The sequence below is a fragment of the Methylobacterium sp. C1 genome (genome assembly GCF_001854385.1).
In the GTDB taxonomy this organism is placed as follows: Bacteria; Pseudomonadota; Alphaproteobacteria; order Rhizobiales; family Beijerinckiaceae; genus Methylobacterium; species Methylobacterium radiotolerans.
The window spans coordinates 6171833-6183568 of sequence record NZ_CP017640.1 but is presented as its reverse complement, the minus strand read 5'-3'; the positions used below and the strand labels follow the sequence as shown (position 1 = coordinate 6183568).

The window sequence follows — 11736 nt, the reverse complement described above, 5'->3', positions numbered from 1 at the left end:
CGCAGGCGGCGTCCGATCCGGGACATAATCGAGCCGCCGTGAACCCACAACGCGGCGGTCTCCACCGGCGCGCCGCTTCACGTCCGATCCAGCGAAACAATCGCCCGGCGCGATCCTACCATGTGCGCGGGCACACATGGAAGGATCGGCCCGCCGTCAGCGCGCGTCGCCGAGCACCGCCTGCACCAGGGTCAGCACGGCGACGGCGGCGGTGTCGGCCCGCAGGATGCGCGGCCCGAGGGAGAGCGCCACGGTGTTCAGCCGAGCCCGGATCAGCGCCCGCTCCTCCTCCGAGAAGCCGCCCTCGGGGCCGACCAGCACGGCGAGCGGGGGCGGCGCCAGCGGGTCGCCGGCCGCCCGCAGGGCCGCGACGGGGTCGCGCACGGGCGCGTCCTCGTCGCAGAACACGAGGAGCCGCCCGGGCGCGAGGCCCGCGAGCGCGGCCGGGAGGCGCTCGGGCTCGGGACATTCGGGAATCGCCAGGATCCCGCACTGCTCGGCGGCCTCGACGGCGTTGGCTCGCAGCCGGTCGATGTTGACGCGGTCGCCCTGCGTGAACCGGGTGATGACCGGACGGATCGTCCCGGCCCCCATCTCCACCGCCTTCTGCGCGAGGTAGTCGAGCCGCGCGCTCTTCAGCGGGGCGAACAGGTAGTGCAGGTCGGCGCGCTCGGTCTGCGGGCGCGTCTGCGCGGCGACGTGGAGGTCGGCGCCCTTGCGCCCGGTCTGGACCAGGTGCGCGCGCCACTCGCCGTGGCGGCCGTTGAACACCAGGACCGGATCGTCCGGCCCGCGGCGCAGCACGTTGAGCAGGTAGTTGGCCTGGGCTCGGTCGAGGGGCAGAATCACCCCCGCGGCGAGATCGGCCGCGACGTGGAGGCGCGGAGCGGTGAAGTCGTAGGCCGGCATGGCGGCGTGGTCGCGCGGGTCGGCGGGCCTGTCAACGCGGGATGCGTTCCCGAAAGTGTTGCCGAATGGTTACGAGCCCCGGTTTTCCGCAGCCAGTCCACCGGCTCATGGCGCAGCCGGTTTGCCGCTCGATTGACGCCACAATCCTATGGCGAACCCAAGGGAACGGAAGAGAGCCGGCCGCTCGCGGAGTCGGCAGGGGCGTCGAGGGAGTCGCGGAATGGCGAAGGGGAGTCTGAAGCTGGGGGCGGCGGTGCTGGTCGGCACCGTCCTGTTCGGCACCGGCGCGTTCGCGCAGAGCGCGGCGCCGGAATGCGGCGCCATCCAGAAGACCCTGGCCGAGCGCAAGGCCCTGGTCGGCCGCGCCAACGCGGCGTCGCAGTCCAAGAAGAAGATGACCCCGCAGGAGGCCTGCGCCCTGTTCGGGAAGCTCCAGGCCAACGGCGCCGAGGGCATCAAGTGGATCGCCGCCAACAAGGAATGGTGCTCGATCCCCGATTCCTTCGCCGAGGGCTTCAAGGCCGACCACATGAAGGTCAGCGGCATCCGCACCAAGATCTGCAGCGTCGCCGCCCAGGCGACCAAGATGGAGGCGCAGGCCCGCGCCCAGGCTCAGGCCCAGGCCGGCGGCGGCGGCGGCGGGCTGCTCGGCGGTCCGGGCTTGACCGGAAGCTTCAAGCTGCCGCAGGGCGCTCTCTGAGATCGTCTGAGAGGATCACGGATCCGGCGCGGGTCCCCCTCTGCAGCGGCGGGGATTTCACGTGCGGGACGACCGGAGATCCGACCGATGAACGGCACGGTGTTTGACGACGGGCGGCCGGCCGATGCCGTCTCCGGGCACTGGGTCGACCGGCGGGCGCCCCGACCCTGGCGCCCGTACCTGCGCCTGGCCCGGATCGACAGGCCGATCGGCTGGTGGCTCCTCCTCCTCCCCTGCTGGTGGTCGGCCGCCCTGGCGGCGATCGCCGCGGACCAGGCCTTTCCCGATCCCTGGCACTGCCTCCTGTTCCTGATCGGCGCGGTCGCGATGCGCGGGGCGGGCTCGACCTACAACGACATCGCCGACCGCGACCTCGACGCGCAGGTCGAGCGCACGCGCCTGCGCCCCCTGCCCTCCGGGCAGGTGCGGCCGCGCCACGCGGCCCTGTTCCTGGTGATCCAGGCCCTGATCGGGCTCGCCGTCCTGCTGCAGTTCAACGCGGAGGCGGTGGTCATCGGCCTGTGCTCGCTGCTGCCGGTGGCGATCTACCCGTTCATGAAACGGGTCATGCCGATGCCGCAGGCCATCTTGGGCCTGGCCTTCGCCTGGGGCGCGCTGATGGGCTGGGCCGCGGTGTTCGCCCGCCTCGACCCGCCGGCGCTCCTGCTCTACGCGGGCGCCCTGTGCTGGGTGATCGGCTACGACACGATCTACGCGGTGCAGGATATCGAGGACGACGAGATCGCGGGGATCCGCTCCTCGGCCCGCCTGTTCGGCCGGCACGTGCGGCTCGCCGTCGGGCTGTGCTACGCGCTGGCGGCGCTGTTCGTAGTGCTGGCGGCGCGCGGGGCCGGAGCGGGGCCCGTCGGGTATCTGGGGATCGCCGCCTTCGCCGGGCATCTCGCCTGGCAGGTCCTGTCGCTGCGCGAGCGCGACGGGCGCGGTGCTCTGACGCTGTTCCGGTCGAACCGGGATGCGGGCCTGATCCTGTTCGTCGGCCTCACCGCCGACGCGCTGCTGCGCAACCTGGCCTAGGCGCGGGCGGCGCCCTCAGGTGCGGGCGATGATCTCGTTCTCGCCGCGGAAGATCTGCGGGCGCGCCGGCAGCCGGCCGGTCTTGCGGCGGGCCAGGAAGCGCGGGCGCCGGCGGCCGAGGCCGGCATGGCGGCGGCGGATGCGGACCTGACCGAGAATCAGCCGGCCGATCTGCTGGGAGACCGGGACGAGGAGGCCGTCCTCGCGGACGATCATCCGCACGAGTCCCGCCCGCGCCGCGATGTCGCGCCACACGGCGACGACGTCGTCCTCCTCGAAGCTGCCGAGGCGCTGCAGCACGTCCCCTTCGGCATCGACCAGGATCAGGCTGAACCGGTCGGCGCCCACGATCTCCGCGTCCTCGGCGGCGTAGGCGAGCGCGATCCCGGCGGCCCGGCGCGCCCCGGAGACGCGGCCGACGACCGGAAGCGGCGAAACGACGAAGCGGGGCGCGGTGTCGGCACCGTGCATCGGGTGTCCTGCGTGGCTTTTGTCCGTGGCCGGGGAAGTGTTCATCGGTCCGAGTCCCTGGAGCAAGTGGCGGCCGCTGTCGGGCCGTCCGTTATGCCAAGCAAAATCGCACCCGAACTCCTCCGCACCGCTTAAGAGCCGTCGTTAAGCGAATCTGGACAGCGCTGTCATTTGCGGAATGCTCAATGCTTCCTTGAATGCTCAACATTTCCTTGCGCAGATCGGTCGTTATCGATCGATCAACCAGCATCCTTGTGGCGCTGCGGGAGGCGCCGTACAACGGGGTGACCGGGCGCGCGATCCTCCGCGCCGGGTCTTCACAGCCCGAGCGGGTGAGCCCAGGCGGGCCCGGACGTCCGCGTCGCCGGACGGGCGGGACGGCGAGGCCCTCGCGGGCCGCACGGATTCCACGCGGAGCGCGATGCCCGAGCCTCTCACCGACGATGCCGTATCCGCCCTGATGCCGGAACTGCGCGCCGTGATGCGCGAGGCCGCCGACATCGCCCGGCCCTTCTTCAGGCTCGGCGGTCAGACCTCGGCCCGGATCTGGTCGAAGTCCGGCGGCTCGCCGGTGACCGAGGCGGACGTCGCGGTCGACGCCTTCCTGAAGGTGCGCCTGAGCGCCCTCGTGCCGCGGGCGGCGTGGCTGTCGGAGGAGACTGCCGACGACCCGGCCCGCCTCGGCCATGACCTCGTCTGGATCGTCGATCCGATCGACGGGACGCGGGCCTTCCTGTCGGGCCATCCGGACTGGTCGATAGCGGTGGCGCTCCTGTCGCGCGGCGAGCCGCTGATCGGCTTCGTCCACGCGCCGGTGGGCGACGCGGATTACGAGGCCGTGCGCGGGCGCGGCGCGACGCGGAACGGCGAACCGATCCGCGTCGATCCCAGGCAGAGCCTGCCGGGCGCCCGCATCACCGGCCCGAAGCCGATGCTCGACCGTCTGGCCCGGGGCGCCGGAGAAGACCCGGACTTCGAGGTGGTCGCGCGGATCCCGTCCCTCGCCCTGCGGCTCGCCCGCGTGGCGGACGGCACGGTCGATATCGGGATGATCTCCGGCAATGCCCGCGACTGGGACTTGGCCGCCGCCGACCTGGTTCTCCGCGAGGCGGGCGGCGTGGTCTGCGATTTCTCCGGCGCGGCGACCCCGTACAATCGCGCCGACCCGGTGCACGGCGAGCTGCTCGCCGCGCCGGTGGGTCTGCGCGACCCGGTCCTCGCCGCCTGGGAGCGCTGAGGCCGAGGCCTCGGACGACTCCTGAGGAAGGAGCCGCGGACGGCTCAGGCCGCCGCGGTCTCGCGGATCCTCACCGCGGCGGGCGCGAGCCCGAGACGCTCGGCGAGATGCCAGTGCAGCTCACGCGGGGAGTGGTAGTTGTAGGACCGGTCGATCAGGTCGCTGAGATCGGCCCCGGTCTGATCCGCGGTCTTGGCCCGCGCCAGCTTGCCCACCCGGAAGGTCGGGGCATCGGTGACGGGGGAACGGACGCCGCGGCGCCGTGTGTACTCGAATAACATCAATGTCTTTTCTTCTCTGGACCGGACGTTGGCTGCGTCCGGCGTCGTTTCTGGGATATTGCCTCCGACGCGACCGGAATCCGGGCAGTCTCGCCCGGGAAGGCAGCGTCGGAAGGGGGAACCGCGTCAGGCGGCCGCTTCATGCGTCCCCACGACCTTCGGTTGCGCGCGCTGGCGCACCGAGAGCCGCGGGAGGCGCTTCAGAACCCGCGACGGTCAGGCCGCCTGCAGGTTGCCGGCGGCGTCCTTGCCGCTGCGCTTGTCCGTGAGGATCTCGTAAGCGATCCGCTGGCCTTCGATCAGGTTGCGCATCCCGGCGCGCTCGACGGCCGAGATGTGGACGAACACGTCCTTGCCGCCATCGTCGGGCTGGATGAAACCGTAGCCCTTGGTCTCATTGAACCACTTCACAGTGCCGGTATTCACGTAGTGTACCTCGTTCGTCCATAGGCCATCCGCGCGGCGCGAGGGCCGCGTGATGCACCACGGTCTTTCTGGATTTGGCCAGTGCGGCGGGGCGCGAGTCGCTGAACCTTAAACAGCGTCAGCCTCGGTGGATGAGCCCCCCGAGGACGTATTTAGGCGCAGGCTGCGGCCGCAACAAGGCATGGACGGCGTATCATCTGCGCCGCAGGCCGGGATCGGGAGGCGACCGTGCGGCGCCGCCCCCTGTGATTCCGGGCATTCACGATGCATATACGGAATGCGCTCAAGCAGTTAAGGCGCGTGGCTCTGGACGATACATGGCAGGCATCTCGGTCTCGCTGGACGGTGCGAACATCCAGCTCTCCTTCCAGAAGGACGATCAGGCGACGGCGGTGGTGATGGATGCCCGCGCCGCCCGGGCGCTGGTGCGCGCCGTCGGGCAACTCCTCACGGCGATCGACGATACGGACGAGCCCGACATGGCCGACGAGATGGGCGACGAGGAGGTCGCCATGCTCGACGTGACGTCGTCCGCCATCGAGATCGGCACCGACGACGAGGGCCAGGCGGTGGTCGCCCTGCAGGCCGGCGCTCTTCCGCCGTTCCAGCTCCGCCTCACGGACGAAGAGGCCCGCCACGTCGTGACGAGCCTCTCCGAGATCCTCAACGCTCCGCGCGACGTGCGGACCTCGCACGGCGGCCACTGACGGCCGGGCGCGCCGCCGTCCGTGGCGCGGACACAGTCACATGCGCGTGCCGGGGTCCGTCGGCGTGCCGGGGAAGATGTCCGGCTCTGAGCCCGGACCACCGGGTTCTCCGATGCCCGGGTCGTTGACCGGGTAGGGCGTGCGCGGGCCGGTCGGGCCGATATCGGGCTCCTCTTCGGGCGTCGGCGGGGGCGGCGGCAGGTCGCCGGGCGTGGGCTCGGGAAGGCCGGGATTGGCCATGACGCGACTCCTGATGGTTGGGATGCGGACCAACGGGCCGTCCTCGCGGGGGTTCCGATCGCCGGACCGGCTTCCGCTCCCGGAGGCGGTCGGGCGGCCGAGGGCCGCGGGAACGGGCGGGACGACCCTCCGTTAGCCGGGCTGATCCCCGAACCGGAGACCCGCCATGCCCGACATCCGCCAAGCCAAGATCCTGATCCTCGCCACCGACGGTTTCGAGGAGAGCGAGCTGACCGTGCCGCAGGCGAAGCTGGCCCAGGCCGGCGCCACCGTGACCGTCGCCGCCCCGCAGTCGCGCCAGAGCAAGGGCACGATCCGCGGCTGGGACAAGACCGACTGGGGCCAGGAGGTCACCGTCGACGCCGACCTGGAGCAGGTCGACCCGGCGTCCTACGATGCCCTCGTCCTTCCGGGCGGCCAGATCAACCCGGACAAGCTCCGGCTCGAGCCGCAGGCACTCGCCGTGATCAAGAGCTTCCTGACGTCCGGCAAGGTCGTGGCCGCGATCTGCCACGCCCCCTGGCTGCTCATCGAGACCGGCGCGGCCAAGGGCCGCGACCTGACCTCGTTCAGCTCGATCCGGACCGACGTGATCAATGCCGGCGGCCGCTGGCACGACAAGGACGTCGTGACCGATCACGGCATCGTCACGAGCCGCAACCCGGGCGACCTCGACGCCTTCTGCGCGAAGATCGTCGAGGAGATCCAGGAGGGTGGCCACGGCACCCGCCAGCTGGCGGCGTGACCCGGGCGGGCGCCGCCGCTCGCGGCGCCCGGCCTCAGCCGCGGCCGCGCTCGCCGGTGACCTCCAGCACCGCGCAGCCGCGGATCGGACGGCCGTACTCGTCCGCGCCCTCCACGGTGACCCGGTGGGCGCCCGGGGCGAGGTCGTCCGGAAGCCGCGCCGTCCAGATATGGGTCGAGGGCATCGCCTTCACCCAGCTCTTCTTGGTCTCGGGGTAGCGCTCGTAAAGTTCCGTGACGAACGGGTCGAGGCGGCGGGTGCGCGCCATCGGCCGGGGCGGCGCGTCCCCGACCCGGAACGCGAGCTGCGTGCGCGGGCCGCCGTCGAACACGTTGACCACCAGGGTGGTGTCGGCGAGCGCGTCCTGCGGCACCGGCGGCCGCAGCCCCTGCACGGGCCGGGTCCAGCGCACCACCTCGGGCGCGCCGGCCCGCAGCTCGCTCTCGAACAGGATCCGCATGGTCTCGTCCGGCTGACCCTGCGCGGCGACGTAGCGCGACGTGTAGGCGGTGCCGCGGATCGACAGGACGTGGAACCCGTTCGGCGTGCCGTCGCGGCTGTCGGCTGAGGGGATGCCGGTCCGGGTGTCGGGGCCGCTCCACCACGAGCCCGAGACGGCCGTCAGCACGTGGTGATGGTGCCCGTCGGCGAGGTAGTGGTGCTCGGTCGTGTGGGTGTGGCCGGCGAGGCTCAGGACCTTGCGGCCTGCGAGCAGCTCGAGGAGCGCGGCGCGGTCGGCGGTGGTGGTGCGGGGATCGTCCGGCGCCGTGTCGGTGTGCAGCGGGATGTGCATGGCCAGCACGATCAGGTCGTCCCGCGGGATCTCGGCCAGGAGGTTGCGCAGGAAGGCCAGACCGCGCTCGCCGATCCGGCCCCGGTAGGTGTTGGCGCCCACCGGCACCGGCGGCCCGAGCCACTCGACGTTGTCGAGCATCACGAACCACGCCCGGCCGTGACGGAACGCGTAGGTCGGCGCGCCGAACACCCGCTTCCAGGTCTCGCGGCTGTAGCGCGCATCCGGCGCCTGCATGTTGAGGTCGTGGTTGCCCGGCAGGTTGTACCAGGGCAGGCCGATCCGCCCGACGATCCGGTTGGACCGGCCGTAGAGCGAGAGATCGTCGAACAGCACGTCGCCGGTGGTCAGGCCGAAGGCCGCCGGGATCGCCATGGCGCGGGCGACCGCGGTGTCCCGCACGTGGTCCAGCTCGAACCGGCTCTCGGGCTGGGGATCGGTGAACAGCACGACGTCGAAGTCGTCCGGCTCGTCCGCCCGGGTCAGCGTGAAGTCGATCGAGGCCGGGAGCGGGCCGGTGGGCGCGAGCCCGCGGTAGCGCAGGCCCAGCTCGGCGGGCGTGCCGCCGGGCTGGTGGATGTAGGAGTGACGCGGCACGTTGTCGGCGTCGCGCGGCAGGGCGTAGCCCGGCGGCTTGATGACGAAGACCGCGCCGTCGCCCGGCATCGGCAGGCGGTAGCGGCCCCGCTCGTCGGTCCGCGCGATCTCGCGACCGTTGGACACCAGCACGCCCGGCAGCGGGACCGGCTCCCCGCCGGCCGCGTCGCGCGCGGAGACGATCCCGGTGGCCTCGGCGGCCTCGGCGGCCTCCTGCGCGCCGGCCCGGCCAACGACGAGGCCGAGGGCGGCGGCCCCCGCCATGGTGCTCCGGCGGGTCAGGCCTCCGGGCTGGGTGTCGCGCGACATCGATGGCTCCTGCACGGCTTCGCGGCGCGGCGTCCCGCGGGAGGCCGGCAGCCGGCATCCGGGACGCTGCCTCCGGGGCCAATCAGACGCGTTTGACCTCCGGATGACAGGCGCGGCCCCGAACGCGCGAGGCCCGCGCCTCGGCAGAGGTGCGGGCCTCGGATCGGGTTCGACGGACGGGCGTCGCCGGGGGCGGCCGGCGCCCGCGGATCCGACTACTCCTCGTCGCCGGGCTCGAAGGTCTGCGGCATCGGCTCGGCGCTGGCGACCGGGGTCGGCGCGCCGATCGTCGAGGGCACGTTCACGCCGTCGCGCTTGTAGATGTCGTCGCGGAACTGGACGATGCCGTCCGGGGTCGACCAGGCGGTGATGTAGGTCCAGTAGACCGGCACGGGCTGGGCGATGTTGGCGTCGATGCGCTTGCCGCTCTCGATCGCCTCCTCGACCTTCTGGCGGTCCCAGCCGGGCGTGTCCTTCAGCAGCCACGTGATGTACTCGCGCACGTTCTGCACGCGCACGCAGCCCGAGGAGATGAAGCGGAAATCGTCGCCGAACACGCCCTTGGTGTTCGTGTCGTGCATGAACACGCCGTAAGGGTTCGGGATGTTGATGCGGACGATGCCCATCGAGTTGAAGTCGGCGCCCGAATCCTGCCGGTAGGTGTAGCGGGTGCCCTCGTCCGAGAACCAGTTCACCGACTTCGGCGAAACCTCGGAGCCGTTCGACAGGATCCGGATCTTGTTGTCCGTGAGGTAGTTCGGATCCTTCTGCATCTTCGGGATCAGGTCCTTCTTCACGATGGAAGCCGGGACCGTCCAGGTCGGGTTGAAATTGATCTGCGTCGCCTTGGTGTTCATGATCGGCGACTGGCGGTCGATCTTGCCCACGCCGGCGGCGTGGAGCGTGACGACCTGACCGTTCTCGACCGTCTCGACGAGCGCGGCCGGGATGTTGGTGATCACGAAGCGCCGGCCGAGATCGCCCGAGTAGGAGCGCAGGCGCACGACGTTGATCTCGAGCTGGCGCAGACGGACATCGGCCGGCACGTTCATGGCCTGCTGGGTGGCCATCGTCATGGCGCCGGTCTGGCTGAGGCCGTGCCGGGCCTGGAACCGCTTCACGCCCGCGGCGACGTAGGAATCGTAGACGCCCGAGCTGCCGGCGGCCGGGTCGAGGTCGCCGGTGACGATCAGGCGCTGGCGGATGGCCGCCACGGCCGGGCCGCGCGAGCCGATCCGCAGGTGGTCGGCGCCGGAGACCTGCCGCCAGCCGCCGCGGGCGACGATATCCTTGTAGCGCTCCACCATCTGCTCGGTGGATGCCACGGTCTGGGGCGAGAGGATCGGCACCGTCTCGCGCTGCACCTGCATGCCGGCGGGCGAGGCGTAGTCCTGCGCCCATTCGGCCTGGGCGTAGTTGCCCTGGTCGCGGGCTTCGGCGGCGCCCATGCCGAGCGCGCCGAGGGCGGCGACGCTCAGGATCGTGGTGAACCGGTTTTGTGCCTTCTTGCGCATCGGTCGCTGGCTCTGGTCCGGGGTTCGTCAGGTCGTGACGGGAGCGGATTGTCTCGGACGCCACGGTGTCGGGATGGCGTTAAGACTCCCTATCGAAGGGGCCGGAATGTGGCGTCGCCGTGCGCCAGCGCACGCCGCGTCCCCGTGCGGCACCCTGGCAACAGCCATCGTCGCGCCGGTGTGGCAGGGATGCCATAGCGGTCCGGCTCGGACGGCGCGCGGGAGCAGCATGGATTCGGGCGAGGCCCTTTCGGATCGCGGTGTCGGGCCGGCCCTGCGGGCCGCCATCGCCGTGCTGGCGCTCTACGCCCTGCTGCTCCAGGCCTTTCTCGGCGGCCTGATGCCGTCGCCGACGACGACCGACGGCCTCTGCGCGCAGCATTCCGACGCGCCCGCTCTGCCGGGCGCGCCCGTCCCCCGCGACCACGGCGAGTGCTGCACGGCCGCCCAGGCCACCGGCCCGGCGCTTCCGCCGCGGCCGGCCGCCGTCGGCGTCCGGTGGGCAGTGGCCGCGAACCGCCACCCGGCCTGGCCCCTTGCCCAGAGGGTCGGCGCCCGCGCGCCGCCGGGCACCATCGCGGCCCCGAGGGGGCCGCCGACCGCCTGAGCGATCACCACCTCTCGGATCCCTCAGGACGGATGTATTCCCATGAAGACCCTTGTCTCGGCCGCCCTCGGCCTCGGGCTGCTCGCCTCCGCGGCGCAGGCCCACGCGGTGCTGGAACGCAAGCAGGCCGCTCCCGGCACCTCGTATCGCGGCGTCGTCCAGATCATGCACGGCTGCAACGGCAAGCCGACGACCCGCGTGAGCGTCACCATCCCGGAAGGCCTGATCGGCGCCAAGCCGATGCCGAAGCCCGGCTGGACGCTGACGACGGCGCGCGGCCCGTATGCGAAGACCTACGCGAGCCATCACGGCACGGTCTCGGAGGGCGTGACGGCGATCACGTGGAGCGGCGGCTCCCTGCCGGACGATCAGGTCGACGAGTTCACCTTCCTGGCGCAGGTCGCCGGCACGTTCGAGCCCGGCGCGACCGTCTACGTCCCGGTCCAGCAGGATTGCGCGGAGGGCAGCTACGCCTGGTCGGAGATCCCCAAGGCCGGTCAGGACGCCCACGACCTGAAGGCGGCCGCGCCGTCCTTCCGGATCGTCCAGGTCGCCCAGGCGGGCGGCGCGCCGCCCGCGGGGACGGCCGCGGCCGCGACGACCGTGAAGGCCGGGGACCTGACGATCGAGACGCCGTGGCTGCGCGCCACGCCGAACGGCGCCAAGGTCGCCGGCGGGTACGTGCGCATCACCAACACGGGGCGCGCGCCCGACACGCTCACGGGCGCGACGGTGCCGTTCGCCAAGAGCAGCGACATCCACTCCATGTCGATGGAGGGCGGCGTCATGAAGATGGCGCCGGTCACGAACGGCCTGACCATCAAGCCCGGCGAGACCGTGGAGTTGAAGCCCGGCGGCTATCACCTCATGTTCGAGGACCTGACCGGCGCGCCGAAGGCGGGCGAGACCGTCGCGGGGACGCTCACGTTCCAGCGGGCCGGCGCCGTGCCGGTGACCTTCACGGTGGCGCCGATCGGCGCGGGCGCGCCGGGCGGCCAGCACCAGCACCAGCACTAGCCGCCCGGACGGAGCGTCGGTCGCCGGGCGACCGACGTGACGCGCGAAGCTCCACGGGGCCGGGCCGCGGCGCCCGGCCGTCGCGGCCGCGCGGCACCGCTCTGTTCGTGGATGCCGGCAACCTCACGAATGCCCGCGACGTCTCGGA

At 71.9% G+C, this 11736-nt stretch carries 14 protein-coding genes; 7 read left to right on the top strand and 7 right to left on the bottom strand.

Annotated elements, in window-relative coordinates; genetic code table 11:
- Positions 1 to 156: 156 nt before the first annotated feature.
- Complete coding sequence (locus BKE41_RS28580; RefSeq protein WP_071000546.1) at positions 157 to 909, bottom strand: 16S rRNA (uracil(1498)-N(3))-methyltransferase; 753 nt, start codon at positions 907 to 909, stop codon at positions 157 to 159.
- Positions 910 to 1129: 220 nt separating this feature from the next.
- Here BKE41_RS28580 and BKE41_RS28575 point away from each other — a divergent pair, with 220 nt between their 5' ends.
- Both BKE41_RS28575 and ubiA read left to right on the top strand, forming a co-directional pair.
- Positions 1130 to 1609, top strand: a complete 480-nt coding sequence (locus BKE41_RS28575; RefSeq protein WP_012322274.1) for a hypothetical protein — start codon at positions 1130 to 1132, stop codon at positions 1607 to 1609.
- 87 nt (positions 1610 to 1696) lie between these two features.
- Positions 1697 to 2644 (top strand): 4-hydroxybenzoate octaprenyltransferase, encoded by a 948-nt coding sequence (gene ubiA, locus BKE41_RS28570; RefSeq protein WP_012322273.1) that lies wholly within the window; start codon positions 1697 to 1699, stop codon positions 2642 to 2644.
- Between the two features lie 15 nt (positions 2645 to 2659).
- Here ubiA and BKE41_RS28565 read toward each other — a convergent pair whose 3' ends face one another.
- Positions 2660 to 3115 carry a DUF6101 family protein gene (locus BKE41_RS28565; RefSeq protein WP_029360358.1) on the bottom strand — a complete coding sequence of 152 codons (456 nt, stop codon included), beginning with the start codon at positions 3113 to 3115 and terminating at the stop codon, positions 2660 to 2662.
- 421 nt (positions 3116 to 3536) lie between these two features.
- On the opposite strand from BKE41_RS28565, the gene BKE41_RS28560 reads away from it, so the two are divergent.
- Positions 3537 to 4352 carry a 3'(2'),5'-bisphosphate nucleotidase CysQ gene (locus BKE41_RS28560; protein WP_012322271.1) on the top strand — a complete coding sequence of 272 codons (816 nt, stop codon included), beginning with the start codon at positions 3537 to 3539 and terminating at the stop codon, positions 4350 to 4352.
- 44 nt (positions 4353 to 4396) lie between these two features.
- On the opposite strand, the gene BKE41_RS28555 is transcribed toward BKE41_RS28560, so the two are convergent.
- Positions 4397 to 4633, bottom strand: coding sequence for a hypothetical protein (locus BKE41_RS28555; protein ID WP_024828118.1), 237 nt, complete (start codon positions 4631 to 4633; stop codon positions 4397 to 4399).
- 216 nt (positions 4634 to 4849) lie between these two features.
- Positions 4850 to 5059 carry a cold-shock protein gene (locus tag BKE41_RS28550; protein WP_012322269.1) on the bottom strand — a complete coding sequence of 70 codons (210 nt, stop codon included), beginning with the start codon at positions 5057 to 5059 and terminating at the stop codon, positions 4850 to 4852.
- 317 nt (positions 5060 to 5376) lie between these two features.
- Between BKE41_RS28550 and BKE41_RS28545 the strand changes: the two genes are divergently transcribed.
- Entirely contained in the window at positions 5377 to 5766 is a 390-nt protein-coding gene (locus BKE41_RS28545) for a hypothetical protein (protein WP_012322268.1), read from the top strand.
- Between the two features lie 36 nt (positions 5767 to 5802).
- On the opposite strand, the gene BKE41_RS28540 is transcribed toward BKE41_RS28545, so the two are convergent.
- Positions 5803 to 6006 carry a hypothetical protein gene (locus BKE41_RS28540; RefSeq protein WP_012322267.1) on the bottom strand — a complete coding sequence of 68 codons (204 nt, stop codon included), beginning with the start codon at positions 6004 to 6006 and terminating at the stop codon, positions 5803 to 5805.
- Between the two features lie 166 nt (positions 6007 to 6172).
- On the opposite strand from BKE41_RS28540, the gene BKE41_RS28535 reads away from it, so the two are divergent.
- On the top strand, positions 6173 to 6751 hold the full coding sequence (locus tag BKE41_RS28535) for a type 1 glutamine amidotransferase domain-containing protein (RefSeq protein ID WP_071000545.1): 579 nt from the start codon (positions 6173 to 6175) through the stop codon (positions 6749 to 6751).
- A 34-nt stretch (positions 6752 to 6785) separates the two neighbouring features.
- Here the strand turns inward: BKE41_RS28535 and BKE41_RS28530 are convergent, their stop codons facing one another.
- Both BKE41_RS28530 and BKE41_RS28525 read right to left on the bottom strand, forming a co-directional pair.
- Positions 6786 to 8450, bottom strand: coding sequence for a calcineurin-like phosphoesterase family protein (locus tag BKE41_RS28530; RefSeq protein ID WP_071000544.1), 1665 nt, complete (start codon positions 8448 to 8450; stop codon positions 6786 to 6788).
- Between the two features lie 215 nt (positions 8451 to 8665).
- Positions 8666 to 9964: a L,D-transpeptidase family protein gene (locus BKE41_RS28525; protein ID WP_012322264.1), complete on the bottom strand. Its 1299-nt coding sequence runs from the start codon at positions 9962 to 9964 to the stop codon at positions 8666 to 8668.
- A gap of 229 nt (positions 9965 to 10193) precedes the next feature.
- Here BKE41_RS28525 and BKE41_RS28520 point away from each other — a divergent pair, with 229 nt between their 5' ends.
- Together BKE41_RS28520 and BKE41_RS28515 are read left to right on the top strand one after the other, a co-directional pair.
- Entirely contained in the window at positions 10194 to 10571 is a 378-nt protein-coding gene (locus BKE41_RS28520) for a hypothetical protein (protein WP_071000543.1), read from the top strand.
- Between the two features lie 42 nt (positions 10572 to 10613).
- On the top strand, positions 10614 to 11588 hold the full coding sequence (locus BKE41_RS28515) for a DUF1775 domain-containing protein (RefSeq protein WP_053621199.1): 975 nt from the start codon (positions 10614 to 10616) through the stop codon (positions 11586 to 11588).
- Positions 11589 to 11736: the final 148 nt, after the last annotated feature.